This is a genomic window from Methylobacterium sp. DB0501 (assembly GCF_011043735.1).
GTDB classification, from domain to species: domain Bacteria; phylum Pseudomonadota; class Alphaproteobacteria; order Rhizobiales; family Beijerinckiaceae; genus Methylobacterium; species Methylobacterium alsaeris.
The window spans coordinates 52,162-71,782 of sequence record NZ_JAAKGV010000004.1; the positions used below are offsets into that span (position 1 = coordinate 52,162).

At 68.0% G+C, this 19,621-nt stretch carries 17 protein-coding genes and 4 pseudogenes; 7 read left to right on the top strand and 14 right to left on the bottom strand.

The annotated features are described in order from the left end of the window. Positions 1-474: 474 nt before the first annotated feature. The 4 genes and pseudogenes from G4G93_RS07470 to G4G93_RS07485 all read left to right on the top strand — a co-directional run. A pseudogene (locus G4G93_RS07470) lies at positions 475-621 on the top strand (sulfurtransferase); the annotation flags it as partial. Between the two features lie 2 nt (positions 622-623). Beyond that, a pseudogene (chrA, locus tag G4G93_RS07475) lies at positions 624-2,033 on the top strand (chromate efflux transporter). 382 nt (positions 2,034-2,415) lie between these two features. Beyond that, positions 2,416-3,372: pseudogene (locus G4G93_RS07480) on the top strand (DUF1259 domain-containing protein). Between the two features lie 5 nt (positions 3,373-3,377). After that, entirely contained in the window at positions 3,378-4,445 is a 1,068-nt protein-coding gene (locus G4G93_RS07485; RefSeq protein ID WP_099956051.1) for a Cj0069 family protein, read from the top strand. Positions 4,446-4,691: 246 nt separating this feature from the next. Here the strand turns inward: G4G93_RS07485 and G4G93_RS07490 are convergent, their stop codons facing one another. The 10 genes from G4G93_RS07490 to G4G93_RS07535 form a co-directional block, all read right to left on the bottom strand. Next, positions 4,692-6,875, bottom strand: coding sequence for a hypothetical protein (locus tag G4G93_RS07490; RefSeq protein WP_099956052.1), 2,184 nt, complete (start codon positions 6,873-6,875; stop codon positions 4,692-4,694). A gap of 542 nt (positions 6,876-7,417) precedes the next feature. Further along, a complete protein-coding gene (locus tag G4G93_RS07495) occupies positions 7,418-7,936 on the bottom strand; it encodes a hypothetical protein (protein ID WP_165082767.1) in 519 nt (172 codons plus the stop codon). Positions 7,937-7,955: 19 nt separating this feature from the next. Next, positions 7,956-8,366, bottom strand: a complete 411-nt coding sequence (locus G4G93_RS07500; RefSeq protein ID WP_099956054.1) for a hypothetical protein — start codon at positions 8,364-8,366, stop codon at positions 7,956-7,958. Beyond that, positions 8,348-8,686 carry a hypothetical protein gene (locus tag G4G93_RS07505; RefSeq protein ID WP_099956055.1) on the bottom strand — a complete coding sequence of 113 codons (339 nt, stop codon included), beginning with the start codon at positions 8,684-8,686 and terminating at the stop codon, positions 8,348-8,350. Before G4G93_RS07505 ends, G4G93_RS07500 begins: the two co-directional genes overlap by 19 nt. Beyond that, positions 8,683-8,928, bottom strand: a complete 246-nt coding sequence (locus G4G93_RS07510; RefSeq protein WP_099956056.1) for a hypothetical protein — start codon at positions 8,926-8,928, stop codon at positions 8,683-8,685. Before G4G93_RS07510 ends, G4G93_RS07505 begins: the two co-directional genes overlap by 4 nt. A 12-nt stretch (positions 8,929-8,940) precedes the next feature. Next, the gene (locus G4G93_RS07515) at positions 8,941-10,560 is read right to left on the bottom strand and encodes an AAA family ATPase (protein ID WP_099956057.1); all 1,620 of its coding nucleotides are present in this window, start codon (positions 10,558-10,560) and stop codon (positions 8,941-8,943) included. A gap of 73 nt (positions 10,561-10,633) precedes the next feature. Continuing rightward, positions 10,634-11,173 carry a hypothetical protein gene (locus tag G4G93_RS07520; RefSeq protein ID WP_244936416.1) on the bottom strand — a complete coding sequence of 180 codons (540 nt, stop codon included), beginning with the start codon at positions 11,171-11,173 and terminating at the stop codon, positions 10,634-10,636. A 92-nt stretch (positions 11,174-11,265) separates the two neighbouring features. Beyond that, entirely contained in the window at positions 11,266-11,748 is a 483-nt protein-coding gene (locus G4G93_RS07525; protein ID WP_099956058.1) for a hypothetical protein, read from the bottom strand. A 108-nt stretch (positions 11,749-11,856) separates the two neighbouring features. Next, entirely contained in the window at positions 11,857-12,108 is a 252-nt protein-coding gene (locus G4G93_RS07530; RefSeq protein ID WP_099956059.1) for a hypothetical protein, read from the bottom strand. 11 nt (positions 12,109-12,119) lie between these two features. Continuing rightward, positions 12,120-13,022 carry a hypothetical protein gene (locus G4G93_RS07535; RefSeq protein WP_099956060.1) on the bottom strand — a complete coding sequence of 301 codons (903 nt, stop codon included), beginning with the start codon at positions 13,020-13,022 and terminating at the stop codon, positions 12,120-12,122. Between the two features lie 161 nt (positions 13,023-13,183). On the opposite strand from G4G93_RS07535, the gene G4G93_RS07540 reads away from it, so the two are divergent. From G4G93_RS07540 to G4G93_RS07550, 3 genes are read left to right on the top strand one after another with little or no spacing between them, the layout of a single operon-like run. After that, positions 13,184-13,684 (top strand): hypothetical protein, encoded by a 501-nt coding sequence (locus G4G93_RS07540; protein WP_099956061.1) that lies wholly within the window; start codon positions 13,184-13,186, stop codon positions 13,682-13,684. A gap of 3 nt (positions 13,685-13,687) precedes the next feature. Then, positions 13,688-14,095: a hypothetical protein gene (locus G4G93_RS07545; RefSeq protein WP_099956062.1), complete on the top strand. Its 408-nt coding sequence runs from the start codon at positions 13,688-13,690 to the stop codon at positions 14,093-14,095. Continuing rightward, positions 14,092-14,670: a hypothetical protein gene (locus G4G93_RS07550; protein WP_165082769.1), complete on the top strand. Its 579-nt coding sequence runs from the start codon at positions 14,092-14,094 to the stop codon at positions 14,668-14,670. Before G4G93_RS07545 ends, G4G93_RS07550 begins: the two co-directional genes overlap by 4 nt. A 262-nt stretch (positions 14,671-14,932) precedes the next feature. On the opposite strand, the gene G4G93_RS07555 is transcribed toward G4G93_RS07550, so the two are convergent. From G4G93_RS07555 to G4G93_RS07570, 4 genes and pseudogenes are all read right to left on the bottom strand, one after another. Next, positions 14,933-15,406, bottom strand: coding sequence for a hypothetical protein (locus tag G4G93_RS07555; protein ID WP_165082771.1), 474 nt, complete (start codon positions 15,404-15,406; stop codon positions 14,933-14,935). Between the two features lie 659 nt (positions 15,407-16,065). Continuing rightward, positions 16,066-17,448 (bottom strand): transposase, encoded by a 1,383-nt coding sequence (locus tag G4G93_RS07560; RefSeq protein ID WP_099956064.1) that lies wholly within the window; start codon positions 17,446-17,448, stop codon positions 16,066-16,068. Between the two features lie 250 nt (positions 17,449-17,698). Then, positions 17,699-18,564: pseudogene (locus G4G93_RS07565) on the bottom strand (IS5 family transposase). Positions 18,565-18,870: 306 nt separating this feature from the next. Further along, positions 18,871-19,224, bottom strand: a complete 354-nt coding sequence (locus tag G4G93_RS07570) for a hypothetical protein (RefSeq protein WP_099956066.1) — start codon at positions 19,222-19,224, stop codon at positions 18,871-18,873. Between the last annotated feature and the right edge of the window lie 397 nt (positions 19,225-19,621).

Consider the following 19,621-nt stretch of genomic DNA (forward strand, 5'->3'; position numbering starts at 1 on the left):
GCCGCGCTCGCGCGGTTGCGACAGGTGGGGACGTGGCGGGCGGTTCATCGGGAAATCAAATCGGCGGCCCTTGGCGTCCGCCGACCGCACCCGGAGGTCACCTCTGGGTCCGATGGCACGTCCAGCGTCAGCGGGCCGGGCCACGCGGTGTCGCGCCTCGGCCACCGCCGTCGACCGGGGCTCGTGCTCCGGCCGACGGCGGTGAAGCGCCCGGCTCACCCCGGGACGGCCGCCGCGACGGAGAGTCGTGAAACACGGGTATCACCCTAAATTTCCCGATAGCCGAAATTATTCGGATGGTCCTTGCTGCGGAGGCCGTTGTGCTGCAACTCGGAAGCGAGCCGCTCAGCAGCGGCAACCAGACGGGTCCTAAGCAATATGGGTGTAAACTAGCGAATGGATGGGCCTTTTGGGTGAAAAACAGCTCCCGTTGTAGCCCAATTGGGTCAAACTGGAGCTGTTATGCGTACAGGCAGACTTGGACTGTCGCGCATACACGCGGACGACCTGGAGCAGCTCGACGCCGGGATGCTTCTCTACGACGCCTTCTATCGCTGGTGCCGGGACGCGACGGCGGAGCGCCATTCCTGGGAACGCGACCGCACCAAGGGGAAGGCGTGACCATGGCCGGTACTGCTCGCATCCAGACCGCTCCCGGGCCGGGCGTGATCACCCAGGGCGCGCCGCCGCCTGTGACACTGGCGCAAGCCTTGCCGGTCTGGGCCCGCATCGCCGCGCTCTCCTTCGGCGGCCCGGCCGGGCAGATCGCGGTGATGCACCGCGTCCTCGTCGAGGAGAGGCGCTGGATCTCAGAGAACCGCTTCCTGCACGCCCTGACTTTCTGCACCCTCCTGCCGGGGCCGGAGGCGCAGCAACTTGCGACCTACGTGGGCTGGCTGATGCACGGCACCCGCGGCGGCCTCGTCGCCGGCGGCCTGTTCGTCCTACCGGGCGTCCTCGCCATCATGGCGCTGAGTTGGGTCTATGCGCTCTACGGCAACGTCGGCCTCGTCGCCGGCCTGTTCTTCGGTCTGAAGGCGGCGGTGCTCGCCATCGTGCTCCAGGCCGTGATACGCATCGGCAAGCGCGCGCTTAGGGCCCCCGTCATGGTCGAGCTCGCGGCTGCCGCGTTCGTGGGCATCTTCTTCATCGGCGTGCCGTTCCCGCTGATCGTGCTGACGGCCGGGGTCATCGGCTACCTCGGCGGCCGGGCCGGCCTGCCGCAGTTCAAGGCCGGCGGGCACGGGGCCGGCGGCAAGGCGGTGGCGGGCCCCTTCCTGCTCGACGACCACGAACTCCCCCGAGAGCGGGCCGCCGCCGGGCACACCTTGCGGATGCTACTCGTCTGGGGAGCGATCTGGCTGGTTCCCGTCGCGGCCATCCTGCTCGCCCTCGGCTCGGACGACGTCTTCGCCCAGGTCGCGGTGTTCTTCTCCAAGATGGCGATGGTGACCTTCGGGGGCGCCTACGCGGTGCTCTCCTACGTCGCCCAGCAGGCGGTGGAGCACTACGGCTGGCTCAAGCCCGGCGAGATGCTGGATGGCCTCGGCATGGCCGAGACCACACCAGGCCCGCTCATCATGGTCACGCAGTTCGTGGGATTCCTTGCCGCCTAGCGGTCCCCGGGCGTGATGCCGCCCCTGCTTGCCGGGACCTTGGGCGGTCTGCTGACCACCTGGGTGACCTTCGCGCCCTGCTTCCTCTGGATCTTCGTCGGCGCCCCTTACGTCGAGCGCCTGCGCGGCAACCGGGCCTTGGCCGGCGCGCTCTCGGCCATCACCGCGGCGGCTGTCGGCGTGATCCTCAACCTCGCGGTCTGGTTCGCCCTGCACACCGCCTTCGCCGAGACCCGGCCGTTCACGACCGGGCCGATCCGGTTCGACGTGCCGGTGCCGTCGAGCCTGAACCCGTGGGCGCTCGCCCTGGCGGCCGCGGCGGTGCTGGCGGTGTTCCGCTTCAAGGTCGGCATGGTCCCAACGTTAGCGGCCTGCGCCGTGGCCGGAGTGGCCCTGCACCTGGCGGGGTTGGTCTGATGGGCGCCGGACGCGTCACTGCTTTGGCCGTCATACTCGTCGTCATGGAAGGCCCGGCGTTCGCCGGCGAGACGTTCCGGCGCTTGTCCGGCTCCGAGATCCGGGCTCGTCTCGTCGGCAAGGAGGTCACGGACGACGTGCACTGGGCCTATGCCTTCGAGCGAGGCGGCTTGCGCGTGGTGTCGCTCGGGCGGACCCGCGCCGCGCGGTGGCGGATCGACGGCGACGGGCTCTGCCTCGATAGCCAGCCCTGCGTTGAGGTCTGGATGGCCGGGGACTGCATCGAATTAAGGCACGGCGAAGGGACCTTGCCCGAGGAGGGTGTGCTGCAGGCGCCGGCCAGCCGGCGCTGGGGAACGCGAAACCCAGAGAGGAGACAACCATGCGCCGCTTGCTTGCATCCCTCGCCGTGCTGGGCACGGTCTCGCTCGCGTTCGCCGCGTCGGCGGGCGAACCCTGGCAAAACGCCATCGCCACCGGGCTCGGCAAGCCCGGCATCGCCATGCCGGGCGGGGTCTACTGCGTCGGCCTGCCCCGGCCCGACCTGAACGTCACCCTCGACGGTATGCAACTAAAACCGTCCTTCGCCCTGGATTCCTGGCTCGCCTTCGTGCGGCACGGGGGCGGGAACGAGGTGATGGTGATGGGCGACCTCGTCCTGACCGAGGACGAGGTGAGCCCGGTGATGAGGCGCCTCGTCGAGAACGGGGTCGAGATCACCGCCATTCACAACCACCTGCTGCGGGCCTCGCCGAGCACCCTCTACATGCACGTCTCGGGGCACGGCGAGCCCGGCAAGCTCGCCACGGTCCTGGCCGGGGCGCTCGGGGCCAGCCGGACACCCATCGGCGGCGAGACCGCAGGCGGCTCCCCGCCTTCCGGGAAAACTGAACCGGCCTCGGCCGGCGAGGGACCGGTGCCGGCGAAGGCGACCGCGCCGGACCCGGACCTCGACACCGTTGCCATCGACGCTGCCATCGGGCGCAAGGGCAAGGTCAACGGCGGCGTCTACGCCGTGAGCGTGCCGCGGTCCGAGACGCCGAAGGACCATGGCATGGTGGTCCCCGAGGCCATGGGATCGGCCATCGCCATCAACTTCCAGCCGACCGGCGGCGGCAAGGCGGCCGTCACCGGCGACTTCGTGCTCACCGCCGACGAGGTGAACCCGGTGATCAAGGCGCTGCGGGCGAGCGGCATCGAGGTGACGGCGCTGCACAACCACATGCTCGACGACGAGCCGCGGCTGTTCTTCATGCACTTCTGAGCGAACGACGACACGGGCAAGCTGGCCAAGGGCCTGCGGGACGCCCTCGACCGAGTGAAGGTTGCGAAGGGCTGACGCGGATGGCGAACTCCGGCTCCCCTCCCTTCAAGGTCGCAGTCGTCTGGCGGGGCGATGCGCAGGCCCGCGCCGAGGCTCGCCCCGAGACCAGCCGGTTCGCGGCGGTCTTCGCCGCCCTAAAGCGGCACGGGCTCGCCGCCGAGCCCGCCGTCTGGGCCGAGGGGCAGGCCGACGCCTTCCGGGCCCAGCTCCTGACGACGGACGCGGCGCTGGTCTGGGTGAACCCGGTGGCGGAGGACACCGGCGAGGGCCGCGCCGCCCTGGACGCTGTGCTGCGGGAGGTGGCCGCCGCCTGCGTCCTGGTCAGCGGCCACCCTGACGTGGTCGACCGGATCGGCACCAAGGAGGTGCTGGTCCGGACGCGGGAGATGGGCTGGGGGACGGACACGCACCTCTACGCGAGCCAAGCCGCCCTCGCGGCGGGGTTTCCCGGGCGCGTGGCCGAGGGGCCGCGGGTGTTGAAGCGCAGCCGCGGCAACGGCGGCATCGGCGTCTGGAAGGTCGAGCGCGCCGCGGGCCCCGACGTCCTGGCACAGGAAGCGCGCGACCGGACCCGGCGCACGGTGACGCTCGACGCGTTCCTGGCCGAGCGCGCCGCCGACTTCGGGGCCGGCGGCACCCTCGTGGACCAGCCGTTCCAGGCGCGGCACCTGGAGGGGATGGTCCGCTGCTACGTGAGCGGCACGCGGGTCGCGGGATTCGGTGCCCAGCACGTGACCGCGCTCGCCCCGCCGGAGCACGGGCGCGCGCCGCCACGCCTCTACTCGGGACCGGACGACGGTCGGTTCCAGCGCCTGCGCGGCCTGATGGAAGCGGCGTGGATACCCGAGATGGCGGAACGGCTGGTGTTGGGGCCGGACGACCTGCCGGCCGTCTGGGACGCCGACTTCCTGCTCGGGCCGAAGGATGCGGCCGGCGAGGACACCTACGTGCTCTGCGAGATCAACGCGAGCTCGGTGTACCCCATCCCCGACGAGGCGCACGACGCCCTCGCTACGACGACGTTGCGACGACTGACCGAGGCCCGCGCCGGCCGGTCCAAGGCGATGCTGCATGCTCCCAACCCTTGAGGCTCGCGGGCGAGCAGGACAAGGGGGCTCCACGGTGGCAGACCCCTCTGCATCGAGAAAGGCAAGAGGCAGCCACGGTCCCCCAAGGCGCCTACATCGGCTGGAACGGGGAATAGGTGCTGACGATGGCATCGGGTCGCCATGTGGCAGTAGCGGCTGGGAGCGCGTCGAGGAAGGCTGTGGCGAGGCGCATGGCTCCGGCATCGGGGCTGCCCCGTCATGCAGCGGACAACCCCCATTGGGGCATCAGGCCGCCGAGGGAGCCTGCGCGAGCGACCAGCGCAGGTGCTGCTGGATGTGCGACAGGCGGCGCGGCAGGCCCTGCAGGGCCTCCACGCTGGAGGAGTAGATGCAGATCGTCGAAAGCGTGCTGGCGGCATGGTAGAGGGCGCAGGCGCCGTGCTCGCGCAGGGCAAGGCCGGCGGCCATGATGGCTGCCTGTATGGCGCCATGCAGGTCCTGGTCGACGCGCGCCACCATGACGAACTCGGAGGCCTTCCACCAACGCAGGATGCGCCGCATGCCCTCGGTGACCTCTTCGACTGTTGAAGGGCGCGGCAGGTCGTCGAGAACGACGAGCTTCGTGTCTTCGACGTCGTAGCCCAGGTAGACCGAGTGGAGGGCGCGGAACGCCTCCCTCACCCGGTTCCGGGACCAGTGCATTGAGACCTCCTCCGCCATCTCAAGGCTGAGGACCGCGTCCGCGACGTATGTTGGGTAGAACTGGGGCTTGGGGGCGGGCGCCGGGGCGGCGACGGGTTTGGGGGCGCGGGGCATGACGACGACCGGATGGCGGTGGCGACGACCAGGCCGGGATGCGTAGGCATCGACCAAAATCGCCGCTTCCCATGCCTCGACACACGGGGCCTTGCTGAGCGCCGCCCCGATGCGACGGATACGCTCGCGTGCACCGGCGTGCCGCGTATCGCGGAGGCGGGCGGCCATTTCGCCCTTGGCGGCATAGAGCGCCCAGGCCTGATCGAGCCCGACCTCGCGAGCGTGGTTGACGACGGTGCGGACGAGATCGACACCGCTTTGCGCCTGTTTCGAGAGCCGTCCGTAGACGTCGCTCCGCGCCGCCTTCTCGACCGCGTCAGCGAGGACGAGGGAATCGGCCTGGACGGGCTCGCCGGCGGCATCCCAGACCGTCGAAAAATCTTGCGCTGCCCCGGTCTTGCCGACGGCGGCGAGGGTGGTCCAAACGTCGTCGTGACCTGCCTGGGACGCGGAGACGCGGCACACGCTCTTGGCGACCTCGCCCTCGACCGTGCCCCACAGTCCCTGCCGGGACGGCACGAGGCCGCGGGACAGGACGGTGACGCCCTTCCTTCCGCGCCGGTGCGCGACGGCCCTGTCGACGAAGCCCTTGAGCTCCTCGGCCTCGGGGAGTCGGCGGCCGCGCCCGACGACGACGTGCGATCCGACTACGGCGATGTGCAGGCCGACGTCGGCGGTCTCGATGGCCTCGGCGGCGACGCGCAGGCGGCGGACGTGCTGGCGACGTCCCTCCGGCGTCCGCGACGGTGCCCACAGCTTCTGGCAGACGGCGTCGACCTCCACGACCGAGACGTGCCCTTGCGGAAGCTCAGCTTCGAGGGCGCCGGCCAGGTCCCTGGCGGTGGGGTTCAGGCGGTCGATGGCGGCGGTGCGGCGGGGCTGGCCCCTTAGGCGCTCGACGGCGCCGCGGACCGATGCCCGCGTGACGCCCTTCAAGCCCACCATTGTCGTTACATCGATCAAGCCTTCGGGCGTCGTTCCGCCCGACATGACGATGTGGTCCGACTGCAACCGGGCCAGGATGGCATCGATAGAGAGTAGGCGGGCCGCCCTCCCGTCTTCCGCCGCCAAGGCGTCCTCGTAGCCCACGACGGTCTCAACCTGGTAGGACGTCTCCTGCATCCCTGCGGTCGTCCGGTTCGGACGGACGACCGGGCGTTGTTGGCCCGGCTTCATCCGCCCGAAGTACTTGGTCAGTGCAGCGCAAACGGCCTCGCGCTCCTTGTCGCTGCACGCCTGCCCGGGGACCGCCACGAAGGCAGTGGTCTCGCGCTCGACGTAGGCCCCGAGCCCGACGCGGTCGACCTCCACGACCTGCACGTCCCGTCCTGCCGCACACTGGGCACGAAGGTTCGCCGTGGCCCATGCCTTCGCCTTCGGGCATATCGCCCGGAAAAGCCTCTGACGCGCGTCGCTGTAGACCCGCACCGGCTGGCGGACGGAGAACGCGGCGATGCTGCGGCACGTGTCCGCGATGACCGCGTCGGTCAACTCGGAAACGCCACCGGCGGACACGTACCGCTTCACGGCCTCGCCAAGGAACATCGTCACGGCCTGGGGCGTGACCGGCGCGCCCGTCGTCCGGTGGACGTGGCGCGTGAAGCCCGCGGCCTCACGGCGAAGAGTTTCGAAGATCTCGGTTGACGCCGACACGGAGAGGACGGGGCTCCGGGGACCATTCCCCACCGACCATTATATGAACCGATCCGCACACCACAACTCTGAGACACGTATTTCGTCTTCGCAAAGAGCAGGTTTTCGGGGTTCGAGGTTGTCACGCCGGGTCGCCGGAGCGCCTCGCCGCGAGGCTAGACGGAACCGGACAGGGGCAACCCCGACCCGCGGGTCTCCGACCGACCATGCCTTATCCCGACCCTTATATAGACCCATCCGCACAAGGCGCCCCGCTCCCCTCGTCAACATCCCTGTTCGAGTTGTCACGCCAGTTGCCAAGCCCACCTCCTGCGTGGCCTGATGAGGCACCGGTACGAAAACCGGAACCCCGCCGCCCCGAAAGGACCAATTTCGCCCCGACCCTTATATAGACCCATCCGCACAGGGGACCCCGTTTCTCTTGGAAGAGCTCTGGTTCAGGTTGTCACGCCCCCGCCGTCGATTGGCCTTTCGGATGTTGCCTGGGGGATGCGTCGACGACTCGTGGGGTGCCCTGCGGCAGGCGCAAGCTGCAAGCCATGTCAACCTTCTTGCATGGTCTTCGTCGACATCTTGGAACCCTTGGCGGGGATGCGAGCGTATGCTTCGTCAATCTCGGCAATCCAGCGCCGCAGATCGTCAACCTTCCACACCGTCAGCACGCCCCGCCTGAGGGCATCCTGGAATTGCAGCATAATCTTTCTGCCGCCGCGCCCCATAAAGTCCGGCAGAAGCCCAGCCTCCCAGGCAGCGTGCAGGCGTTCGCCAGCAGCGGGGAGATCCGCCATTAAATCGGCATGGTCCTCCGGGCGCGCATACGTGCAGTACGCGGCGGCCTCCTGCTCCTCGCGGTCGAGATCCTCTAAGACTGCGATGCGCTTATCAACGAGCTCCATGATGGCATACCCATCGCGGGGGTGCATTTCCTTGACGCACAGGTCATAGAGATAATTGCGAAGTTTCTGCAATCCAGCGATGCGCTGTCTAGTCTTTAGGTCTGTCGTATCGAACCCCGTGTACGGGTCGGGGCCGGGAAGCTTTGGGAAAGGGATCTTAGTCATAGGTCACCTGCATGGGGGGTCAGTCGCCGGATGAAAGGTCGCCCGGTCCGGAGGCGCAGCGCGCGTCGGTGAACTGGCTCTTCCGCGCCTCGGTGCGCTCGTCGATGATGAAGCTCGCGCCCGGCTTAGGCGAATCCCACCCGCCGCCAATGGCGACCATGCGCCCGCGGCCAGCCTCGCCGCGTGCGGTGAGCTGCGTCGTCTCGCGGTCCGTGCGCGTGTCGATGAGGCCGCACGTCACCGTCACGCGCCAGCCCTGCGCCGGCCCGGGGACCGCGTCGACGCGGGAGAACCGCACCCTGTGGGGTCCGGCGGGCACACGCACGTCGTAGAGCCACCGGTCGTCGGGCTGCGGGAAACGGGCGGGCTCCACCGCGGCGGCCGGGGCCGCGGCGAGCGCCAGGGCGAGGATCAGAGCACCGCGTAGCATTGGCCGTTCTCCAGGAAGTGGACGAGGGAAGCCTTCAGGACGACGAAGCCGTCCGGGGTGACGAAGTGGGGGCCGTCGTAGGGGTCGAAGCGCACGCGGATGGCCGACGGGTACCGGGGGGCCTCGCAGGGAATCCCCCTGGCGTAGGCGCAGACGGCGCGCTGGCGCAGGCGCTGCACGCGGGCGACGGCGGCGGGATGGACGACGAAGCGCACGTTCATGAGGGTGATCTCCCGGACGTACCGGGAGACGCGGCCGCCATCCCGGACGGACCACGCGCGCGGGCGCAGGCGCCGGTTCCAGTAGACGTCGACGGTCATGACGCCCTCCGGAGCGGGCCGAACGCCGCCGCGACGTTCTCGGCCTCGTAGGCCACGCGGCGGGCGTCGTCGGCCGACACGTGCCCGGCCGCGGCGAGGCGGCCTGCTTCGAGGACGCGGTCCCGCAGGCCGCGGCCGGTGTGCGGGCAGACGCGGCCGGACTCCCAGAGAGCCTGGATGCGTGCGGCCGCGTCGGAGATCTCGGACGGGACGGTGTCGAGGCGGGCGGAGGGGCAGCACATAGTCGCCTCCCGTCACATGCGCGTCGCGAGGGCGTCGCGCGCGGCGACGATTCCCTCGGCGAGCTGACGGAGCGTCCGCACGCTGCCGTCCCGCCAATGCGCGGCGAGGACGGCTTCCTCCTCCGGATCGGGTCCGGGCAGCCACGCGTCGTCGAGGCCGCGCTCGGCCCGGATGTCCGCGAAGATCGCGCGCGTTAGGGCCGGGAGCGAGGCAGACGTGCGCGGCCCCATCTCCAGCACCCGGAACCGCGAGAGCAGCGCCGCGTCGAGGCCGACGCGGGTGTTCGCCGTCGCGATGTAGGAGACGGCGCTGAGATCCACCGGGCATTCGAGGTAGGGGTCCTGGTACGCCCGCGCGGTCTCCCGTTCGGTCAGGGCTAGGACGCCGTCGACGAGCTTGCCGTTGTCCGCTCGCGTCCCGGCGCGGGAGAGCTCGTCGAGGACGACGAGGACGCTCGCAGCCTCGGCCCGCCGGATGGCCTGCAGGGGCACGCAGGCGCGGCCGGTCGACCACTGCCTCGACGTGCCGATGAACGAGGAATCGCTGACCCCGGCGCACCCGTAGACCGTGACGTTCAGCCCGAGAACCTCGCCGAGCCGCCGGGCGAAACGGCTCTTGCCGGTGCCGGGCGGCCCCAGCAGCAGCGTCGGCGGGATGGCGACGAAGGCCCGCCCGGCGAGCGGTCGAAGGATCGCGTCGATGACCGCCGTGTCGTCCGGGAACTCGGCGGCGAGCGTCGCCCGCGCCGCGGCGAGGTCCGGGACAGGGACCAGGCGGAGCCGCCGGCCGGCAATCGGGGCCCATTCGTTCCTCGGCGTCGAACCCGTCGCCCCGCCGGGCCGGCTCTCGCCCGCCTTCGCCAGGCCCGGCAAATGCTCGACGCCGGCCAGCACCAGCAAGCTCGGCCCCGTCTCCAGCGCCGTCTTCGCCACCTTCGCGGCGGCCTTCTCGCGGGCCTCAGTCACCAATGCCGGCTCGGTCTCGGGCGCCCCCCGGGACGCGTCCCCGACGAGGCGGCCGCCGCGGGCGAGCGTGATCAGCAAGGCCCCCATCGCCCCGCGGCCGGGCCTCCAATCTAGCGCGGCGTGGACGTCCTCGGCCATGCCAACGCTCGCCCGGACATAGCGGTACCCGTCGGGCCCGCCGAGCAGGTCCGGCAGCAGCCCGCGGATGTACTCGCGCGCCGGAGGATGGCCGCATTCCCAGAGGCAGAGCGCCAGGACGCCCGCGAGCAGGCGGAGGTGCTCGTCGACGTCCTGTTGCTCGTCCGAGTAGTCGAAACCGAAATCTGCGGAGAAACTGCTCTCGCGCAGCCAGCCGGTGACGGTGTCGAACGCCGCGCAGACCTGGACGGCCAGAGTTTGCTCGGCTTCCCGACGGTCCCGCTTCACGTCATGGGCGTACGAATCGAACGACAACCGCAGGGCGCGGTAGATGCCGACGACGCGGATGTCCTCGCCGAACGCGGCCGCGTTCCGGAGCGAAGGGATGTGCCGGCCGTAGCGGGCGGCGAGAAGGAGGGCGGCAGGCGCGAACGGGAAGCTGCCGCGGCGGGGCGCCTCGGCTTCGCCCGAGAGATATCTCTCGACGGCGCAAGCCCGCGCCCCCTCATCAAGGGGGGTGCTCGTCATGATCGGTCTCCATGGCCGTACGCCCCGGATGCCGTGGGCGCGCAGTTCAAACGCCGGTGTACCCCGGCATGTCTTACTCGCTAGTTAACGACGACGAGCTCCGTTTCCCCAACCGGAATGCCTCGCGCTCGGCGAGCACTTCGTCGACGGCGGCCAGGGCACGCCGCAGCGTTTCCTTCGCGTCCATGTCCCGGCCGATGATGTCGATCTGCGACGGTCGACCTGTGTGATAGCGCTCGACAGTATTCGCTTCCTGGATCTCTTCGACGCACATGAGCGCATGCCCGAGGGCGCGGGGATGGGAATGCGCGGCGGCCTGGCCGAGGAAGAGACAGACGTATTCGGGGAGTCCGAATTTCGCGATGCGGTCCCGGCTCGTCGTCCTCTTGTTGAGTTGCATTAGGCGGGCGAGCGACGAGACCCACTCATGGCCGAGCACTGCTGTCGCCGCCTCGTTGACGGCATCGACGAAGGCGGATCCAACCTCCGCCATCGTGACGTGGCGTTCTCCTGCGTAGAGGTCTTGGTCCCGATACGTCAGGGGGACGCCGTCGAGCGTCCCGATGCAGACGCCGTCGTCGGGCTGGGGCATGGGCTTCAAGACGATCTTCACGGCGGGAAATCCTGCGGGGGGTGGGAATCGATGAGGGGCGGCCCCGGTCAGGACCGCCCCTCGGATGTTAGCACTCGCGGGAGCGAGGGACCTCAGGCCCGGCGGGCCTCGTTGAGCTGGTGCTGCAGGAGCTCTGTCTGCATCTCGATGAGCGCTGCCTGACGGGGATGCCCCGCCTTGCCGCAGTAGCCCCGGGGCGGAAGCGAGGGGGCCGGCAGGTACCACTCGCCCTCGTCCTCATCGAGGTGCCAGTCCCGGTTATCCCCGGGCATCCCTCCCCACGCGCCGCCGACCGTCTCATGCCCGCCGGCGCCGATGCCGATCACCGCGTCCTCGATCCACTTGGCCTTCACCCGGGCGAGATGCGCCTGGTGGCGCCTGCCGCTGTCGTGCCAACGCCAGAAGGCGCAGAAATCGCCGAGGCAGGTGGAGCCGCTGTCCGCGCCTCCCCTGAACGTGCGGTTGACCCCGGCAACTGGCGTATCGGCCTGCTCGGTGTCGGGGCTGCGGGCCTCGGGGCACCACACGGTCTCGGCCTGCTGCACGGTGAGCAGGGCGGTATCAAGTTGGCTCATTGTCGTGATCCCTCTCGTCAGGACGCCCGGAAACCGTGGCGACGGAGTGCTCGTCGGCGCTCCCCGCTCCCCCGCCGGGCTACGACGGGGGAGAAGGCAGCGTCGCGCTTAGGCGTCGATGGCGTCGAGCCGGCGCTCGACCGCGGTGCGGAGCTTCTCGGCCGTCATCGAGCGGGCGGTCGGCCCGGTCGGGACGAGGACCGTGGCCTCGCGGACGTAGGCCCGGTCGTACTCGCTGCGGCGGTAGACGCCGACGCGGCAGACGAAGCGCCCATTGTAGCGGACCTCGCCCTCGGTCATGAGGCGCAGGCCGTCGTCGTATGTGTAGTAGTCGTTGTCGAAAGAGATCTTGGTCGTCATGACCGCCTCCCTCAAAGAGCGATGGGAGCGAGGATCTCGCGGACGATAGCGTCCGCGTTGCAGTGCTTGCTTCCGCTGTTGCACAAAAAGCCGTAGGCCCAGTAGGCTCGACCCGCCTTCGTGTCGAGGAACGGTCCGCGACCGCAGCCCTTACGGTCGACGTAGAGCTTCACCGGTCCCTTGCTCGGCTTCACCCCGGTGACATCCAGGTTCACGTAGTCGCGGACCAGCTTCCCGTCATTGGACTCCCATCGCTCGACGCCGGTGACCTCGTAAGGAGCGTCCCACCCCATGAGGGGCATGACGACCCGCCGTCCAACTAGGACGGCAGCGAGTCCCTCGACGGTGGACAGGTCAGGCTCGGGAGCCGGGGCGGGCTCGGGCTGCGGGACGACCGGCGTGGGCTCGGCCTCGCGAGCCTCCTCAATGACGCGCTGCGCCGGGGGCACTGGCGGCAGGCTCGCGATATGCGCGATGAGGCATAGCTGCACCGGAGCGGGCGCGGACGGCTCGACGGGCTCCGGCGCGCCGCCGTCGGCCTGCTGCGGGGCCGCTGCGGCGCCTTCGAGCTCGGCGAGCTCGTCCCGCATGGCAATGCCATGGTCGTGGAGGCGGGCGAGTTGGGCGCGGAGTTCCTCAGGCGAGGGAGCGAAAATCCCCCACCCGGCGTCGATCTCGGACTGGGTCTCCAGCATGAGGCGGTCGTTATCCGCGATGAGCTCGCGGAGAGCGGCGGCGGCAGCGCGGCGCGCCAGGGCGGCGCGGGCGCGGGCCCAGGCCATACGGAGGCCGTTGCCGAGGCAGAGGCGCACCGAGCACGCCGATGCAATGGCGCCGGCACGCGCGAGGCGCCAGGCGTCGCGGAAAAGCGCGGAAAGGTCGACGCGCTGCGTCTGTATGGTGGCTGTGGCCATGGTTCGATCCCGCTCGTCGTGGATGACGCGGCTAAGCCGTCGTCGCAATGTCGTTTGTAGGGCGACATTAACCTGCCGTCAAGGTCCCCTCCGCCGGGCCGGTAGGTCCCTCGCGTCGCGAATCGATAGCCTCCCCTGAGTGGCGGATTCGCGAGGCGGACATGGGCGCGGGCATTCGGGTTCCGGACGAGACCTTCATCAAAGCCGCGTTCAACGCGGCGGAGGACGCCCTCCTTAAGAGGGCCGGCTACTGCTTCCTCCTGGAGATCGAGCGCTCCGACGAGGCGGGATTTGCCCTCGCGGCGACGCGCAACGACGGAGCCAGGGCGCGTTTCGACGTCGACATCCCGAGGAAGGTAGCGCCGGAGAAGCTGACCGCGTTCGAGCGGGTCCGGCGTGACCGCCAATGGTTCAAGGTCCAGCTTAACAGCATCGTCGAGAGCCTCTGCCTCGGCATCGTCGAGGACGAGCCCGAGGCCGCCGCACAGGCGGAGCCCGAGCAGCGCTTCGCCGTCGTCCTGACGTTCGGCTCCCGCCCCGACGTCGTCCTGACGCCCGCCGCCGGCGTGCCGGCCGACGAGGCGACCCGCGTCTACTGGTCCTTCATCGCCGCTGCCTCGGCCATCGGCGGCCGCCCCGCCATGCTTCCGCTGGGGGCCTGAGCCATGGGCACCTTCTGGCACAAGCCCGGCTGGACCGCCGCCGACCGCGACGCCGACGGCGAGATCCGCGCCGACGCGCTGCGGCCGGGCATCTACTGCGAGGACCAGGCGGCCCTGGCGCAGCTTCGCCGCGGCGCCCGCGTCCGGAGCCGTGAGATGACCGCGACGCCGAGCGGCTGGCTCCTCGACGGACAGGCCGTCTTCCTGTGCACGCCCGAGCTGGCCGCCATGTTCCGGGCGACCGCGACGAAGGGACCGCCCCCGGCGTCAGAACCGGAATGGGTGGCGGGCATCGCGGCCGACGCGAGGGCATTTGCTGCACGGCTGGATCGTCAGCGCCCATATCCGTCCACCGACAAAGTGACCCGTCAGCAGCGCCGAGCCGCCGAGCGCGCACGGAGCCGCCCGTGAACGTCGTCGCTTTCCCCGCCATCGAGCAGTACCGCGCGCTCCTGGCCCGCGGGAATCCCGAGACCGCCCGGGGCGCTGCCAACGACGACCTGTTCGTCGGCCTCGCCCTCTCCGGGGGCGAGGCGGCCGCGACCGCGCGCGCCTGCCGCGCCAGCGACCTCCGCCGCGTCGAGATCGAGCTCGTGGCCCCGGCGAGCGACGAGACCGCCGCCTTTGTCCTCGACGCGGTCCTGGAGGTCCTGGCGCACGGCGGATGCATACGCGACAGCGCCACCGCCCTGCGCGACGTCCCGCCCTACATCACCAGCCTCGATGCCGCCCGGGCCTTCGTCGCCCGCACGCTGCCCGGCTTCTTCCTCGTCTCGGGTTCCTGCGCGCGGTTCGGGCACGCCTCCGTCGGCCCGGACTACGGCGGCCCCGACGGCGAGCGCCTCCTCAGGGAATGGCCCCGGGACGGCGTGGCCGAGGTCGGCTGGCACGAAGAACTGCCCCATGCCGACGGCCCTCACCGGGAGCCCTGCGCCATCCTCGCGGCCGCCGGCCGTGCGCTCGCCTACCCTAACGAGAGAACCTGACCGGTGGACCGTGTCACCCGCGAGCCCTTTGAGGACGCCGCGCCGTCCATCACCGGGAAGGGCCCCTTTCTTCAACCACAGTATCGCCGCTAAATTAGATGTTGACCGATACTATAAATAAAATTTCAACAGAAACGCATTCACGACTCAACATGTACTCACGGCAGCAAAGCAAGCGGCAACAAATTTGGTATTCAGTGCTGCTGATAAGACATTTACCATAATCAACAAATCAAGGGGTGCCAAATCCATCTACGCAGGCTTAAGTTGCTCCGATATGATGTTGAAGCAAGGGCATCTCATTCCGCATGCGCCGGAACGCCACCCGCGAGGAGCATTTAGGCGAATGGTAAGGACGAAAGGTCGTCGCCGGTTGACCTGCCATCACGAAGCCGGACACGCGCTTGCGCGATGGTATTTCGGACATAAAACGGATCGCGCCTTGGTCCTTACCGTTGACGAGGTTCGCGCCGGCAAGGTCTTTAAAAATCGTAAGGGCATAGTAGTCGTCGGCTGCGAGGGTATAGTCGAGGGATATGATATCCACGGTTATCCGTATGGGCGTATACCGACCGCAGGATCTGCAGAGGAGCAGGATCGCGCCGATTATCTCCGTGCCATCAACCGAGATATGGAGCTTGTTAATTGCTTCGCAGGCTTTATAGCTGAAGCACACTACCGACATGCGTCGGTAAGCGCCTGTATGTTGGCAGGCGGCATACAGGACATGAAACATGCCCAGTTTCTGGTCGATGCCTGGGATTTGCCACACGAAGAACAGCGGGAGATCTTACAGCTGTCCCAAGCAAGGGCCACCGCCCTTGTTCAGTCTAAGCCGGGGGCCGCTGCTATCAAGGCTGTAGCCGATGCGCTTATGCAGCGCGGGCGCCTGACCGGTAAGCAAATAGCTCGGCTATGCCGGGCCGCCTATGGCGGCCGAGAGTGCGCTTTTGGCGCCTGGTACGCACACTGGCCAGCTATACCTAAGCAGATCCGAGCAGGCTTTATTCCAGAGCGGGGATTGTAGGCTGCGCAGCATCCTGCCAGCTAATAAAATCAGATGTTGACGCGACCGGCCCACTGTCCCCTCCCCTTCCCTGAGAGGCAGCGGGTCGTAGTCCGTCAGCCTATCTTCTCTGATTGGTATCGGTTCCCCTCCCCTGTCTATCCGTGAAATCAGCCGCCGCACGATGACCGTGACGTTATCGCAGCGGAACAGGGTCATTTGCCCCATGCGAGCCTTCGGAGGAGTCGCCATGGCAGCCCGAAAGGCACGGGAGTTCACCATCGCCTGTTTCGGCTTCGCGCCGATTTTGTTGAAAAACTCGCGGCCGATCTGGATCGGGCACCAATCGGCTGAGCAGACCGCTCCCACGTGGGGGCGGTCCCGGCCGATCAGGCCGGGCTCAGCTGCTGGAGCGGGATCAGCTTAGCGAGCTTCCGGAGGTTCTGGGCTGCTGCGGCGAGGTGGAACTCGTCCCGAGCGCCGTTCGGTCCCCGCAGCCGAAGCCGATCCAGCTTCAGGATCCGCTTGAGGTGGGCAAACAACATCTCGACCTTCTTGCGCTCACGCCGTGAGGTGCGGCCCTCGTCCGAGGCGCAGATGTCGCGCGCCATCTGCCGGGCGCCTTCATGGATCGAGCGTGGGACCTTGCGGGCGGGTGTGTTGGGGCAGCATCGCGGCTTCAGCGTGCAGGGCTCGCAGTCGCGCTGGCTCGCCCGGTAGCGCATCATCCCATCGTCATCGACGAGCGGGAACGGCGTCCGATAGACCTTCTGGCGTGGCCGCAACTGATGGCCAGCTGGGCAGGTGTAGGCATCAGCTGCAGGGTCGTAGCTGAAGGCTGACCGGCTGAAGGTGCCATCGCGGCGCTCGGACTTGTCGAAGACCGGGATGTGCGGCTCGATCCCGCGCTCGTGCACGAGCCAAGCGAGGTGCTCAGCCGACCCGTAGGCACTGTCGGCCGCAAGCCGGGCTGGCCACAGCCCAAAGCGATCTTGCGTCCGCGCGATCATGGTGCGGGCTGCCCCGACTTCCGCCTGCCGGATGGCGCGGCTGGCCTCGACATCGACGATCACGGCGTGGTCGAGGTCGATCAGGTAGTTGGTGGCGTAGGCAAAGAAGGCATGACCTTTCAGCGCGCCCGTCCACTGCGCCGCCGGGTCGGAGCGGGAGACAAACTTCGGCTGGGTCTCGCTCGCTGCTCCCCAGGCGGCTTCGTCGAGGGTGTCGAGGTACTCGCGCACTGACCGGCGGGTCCGGGCGAGATCGGTCCAGTCAACGGTCTCCGAGGCGTCGGCAGAGCGCTGCTTGTTGGCATCGGCCCGGATCAGGCTGGCATCGACCGCAAAACCCTCGCCCCCGACGAGCCCCTCCTCGATGCAGCGTTGCACGGTGACCTCGAACACCTCGCGCAGCAGATCGCTGTCACGGAACCGACCGTGCCGGTTCTTCGAGAACGTCGAGTGGTCCGGCACCCGGCCGTCAAGGCCGAGCCGGCAGAACCAGCGATAAGCAAGGTTGAGGTGGACCTCCTCGCACAACCGTCGCTCGGAGCGTATGCCGAGGCAGTAGCCGATGAGCAGCATGCGGATCATGAGCTCGGGGTCGATCGAGGGCCGGCCCGTTGAGGCATAGAAGGGCGCCAGGTCCCGCCGCAGGTTGCTCAAGTCGACGAAGCGGTCGATGGCGCGCAGGAGGTGATCGGCTGGAACGTGTGTATCGAGGGAGAACTCGTAGAACAGAGCGCCCTGCTCGACCTGCCGCGGACCCATCATCTGCGTCAATCCTCGCCTCACAACGAGAGTGAATCACCCCGCACCCGCCGCCGCAACAGCCGAGTTTTTCAACACAATCTACTCGCGACCGGACATTCCCGACAGAGCTTGCGAGGAGCCGCTTTGGGTCAAAAGCACGGGTCAACACAGCACGCGGCAAACTCCGGAGCGATGTCGCAAGCTCCCCCTCTAGGTTGGGATCGATAGCCTCTCGGGAGAGCAGCTATCCTTAGAGTCCGTTAGGAAAGAATTAATCCATAGTAATTGACGCGAGGAGTCGGCCGATTGATGCGAACAGCATCGCACCTGCCGAGACATGGAGGAACGTTTCGTAGTCCGTCTTGAGGCGCCGCGAGCCCGTGAGAGCACCTATGCTCTGCTCGACCTTCCACCGCTTTGGCAGAAGAACAAAGCCCTTCGCCCCCTCCGGTCGAAGGACGACCTCGACCGCACGCCTCAACCCGGATTGAACGGCATCAATGAACCGTTTCTTGTACCCGCCATCGACGACAATGGTCTCCACCCAGGGATAAAGGCGCACCAGACGCTTGACCAAGGCGAGGCCTCCATCCTGATCCTGGACGTTGGCCGGTGTCACACTGACGGCCAACAGACGCCCGCCGCTGTCGACCACCAGGTGTCGCTTGCGGCCGAACACTTTCTTGCCCGCGTCATAGCCGCGCTCGCCTTGGGGGGCATCGCACTTGACCGACTGAGCATCGATGATCGCGAGTGTCGGGCTGGCCTCGCGCCCGTCTTTCTCACGGTCACGCATCACGAGATGATGATTGATGCGTTCCAGATGGCCGCCATCGACCAGAACTCGCCAGTAGTCCAGTAGTCATAACAGATGCTGGACGGCGGTAGATCTTTGGGCAAAGCATCCCATGGGATGCCGTACCGCTGCACGTAGAGGATGCCATTGATGACCTCCTGAAGACTGTAGGTCCGTGGCCGGCCGATCCTTTGAGCGACGGGCAGGAGGGGTTCCAATTCGCGCCATTCGTCGGGTGTCAAATCACTCGGATATCTCTAATTGCGGCGATCGTACCGCGCCCTGTTCTCTTTGGTCCAAGCCACGGTCGAGCCATCAAGCCATTCACGACGTGCTGCCATTCCGCATAACCTTGAAATATACTGTTGTCACCCTTTCCCAACGGACTCTTATATCGGGGTGTACGTGGTGTGGGCGTAAACAGGCATCACCCATGTCCGCCTGAATGTCGGGGGTTCGCTGGGCAGGACGGAGGGGAATTGTGAGGCCGCCGCCCCGACCGGTCATCCCCCCTTCGCGCCGCGGTTCGCCCAAACGCTGCGCGAGGCGGCCCCCTGTCAGGAGGGGCCGCCTCGCGATGCCGCCGAGGCGGGCGCCCGCTACGCCCGGCGGGATGCCGAGCGGCGGGCGGGGAAGGCCAAGGCCGATTAAGACGCCTTGGGCTCGGCCTCGTCACCGTACAGGCCGCAGGCCCCGCACGCGGACGAATGGCTGTTGAGCATGATGGTGATCTGCTCCAAGTATCCGCTGGACTTGTTATCCGACATGTACTTCAGAATGGGACGTCCCTTCAGCAAGGCGAGGGCGTGGCCGGCGATCTTCGGCTTCCTCTTGTCCGTCTCGGGCCAAACAGCCCAAACGAGATCCCCGCGGGCGATGATCTCGGCCAGCTTGGCCGTGCGGTCCGGCGCGGCGTCGATGGCCATGCGGTTTTCGATGCCCTCGGCGATGTGCTTGGCCATCTCGGCCTCGGTCATGCCCTTCAGGATAGTCCGCTGCATCGTGCTCCCCCGTCCCTTGATGATGATATCGTGCCGACGGGCGCATCACGTTTAGTTGAATAGATTTCATAAAATTCGACGCAATGCTCAATAATCTGCGTTTACCACTTGGAAATATTAATGCAGTCCATAAAATCCCAAGAATTAATGCCTTCTGTGTAAGTCATGTTCTCGGTCCGTTCTCCGAAATGACTCGTATAAAATACATTCTGGCGCCCCGCCCGAGGCCCGACGTTAACTTTTGAGGGCGCAGATTTTTTCATGGACGGCGGCCTCGACGGCGCCCCGGGCCGTCCGCCCCCGCCCCGTGCGGGCGGACCCCGTTAAGGAGTGCGGGCGCCGGCAACGCCTCGAACCGCCCGCACCGCCGCGTCGTCGGCCGGGCGACGAGAAGCTC

What these genes read in the sequence shown, in the direction of transcription:
- G4G93_RS07510 (WP_099956056.1), bottom strand. Translation starts at nt 8,928, where the DNA reads ATGTGCTGCCCCTCCGCCCGCCTCGACACCGTCCCGTCCGAGATCTCC.
- G4G93_RS07560 (WP_099956064.1), bottom strand. Translation starts at nt 17,448, where the DNA reads ATGATGGGTCCGCGGCAGGTCGAGCAGGGCGCTCTGTTCTACGAGTTC.
- G4G93_RS07515 (WP_099956057.1), bottom strand. Translation starts at nt 10,560, where the DNA reads ATGACGAGCACCCCCCTTGATGAGGGGGCGCGGGCTTGCGCCGTCGAG.
- G4G93_RS07540 (WP_099956061.1), top strand. Translation starts at nt 13,184, where the DNA reads ATGGGCGCGGGCATTCGGGTTCCGGACGAGACCTTCATCAAAGCCGCG.
- G4G93_RS07555 (WP_165082771.1), bottom strand. Translation starts at nt 15,406, where the DNA reads ATGTTTCATGTCCTGTATGCCGCCTGCCAACATACAGGCGCTTACCGA.
- G4G93_RS07485 (WP_099956051.1), top strand. Translation starts at nt 3,378, where the DNA reads ATGGCGAACTCCGGCTCCCCTCCCTTCAAGGTCGCAGTCGTCTGGCGG.
- G4G93_RS07530 (WP_099956059.1), bottom strand. Translation starts at nt 12,108, where the DNA reads ATGACGACCAAGATCTCTTTCGACAACGACTACTACACATACGACGAC.
- G4G93_RS07570 (WP_099956066.1), bottom strand. Translation starts at nt 19,224, where the DNA reads ATGCAGCGGACTATCCTGAAGGGCATGACCGAGGCCGAGATGGCCAAG.
- G4G93_RS07505 (WP_099956055.1), bottom strand. Translation starts at nt 8,686, where the DNA reads ATGACCGTCGACGTCTACTGGAACCGGCGCCTGCGCCCGCGCGCGTGG.
- G4G93_RS07500 (WP_099956054.1), bottom strand. Translation starts at nt 8,366, where the DNA reads ATGCTACGCGGTGCTCTGATCCTCGCCCTGGCGCTCGCCGCGGCCCCG.
- G4G93_RS07525 (WP_099956058.1), bottom strand. Translation starts at nt 11,748, where the DNA reads ATGAGCCAACTTGATACCGCCCTGCTCACCGTGCAGCAGGCCGAGACC.
- G4G93_RS07535 (WP_099956060.1), bottom strand. Translation starts at nt 13,022, where the DNA reads ATGGCCACAGCCACCATACAGACGCAGCGCGTCGACCTTTCCGCGCTT.
- G4G93_RS07495 (WP_165082767.1), bottom strand. Translation starts at nt 7,936, where the DNA reads ATGACTAAGATCCCTTTCCCAAAGCTTCCCGGCCCCGACCCGTACACG.
- G4G93_RS07545 (WP_099956062.1), top strand. Translation starts at nt 13,688, where the DNA reads ATGGGCACCTTCTGGCACAAGCCCGGCTGGACCGCCGCCGACCGCGAC.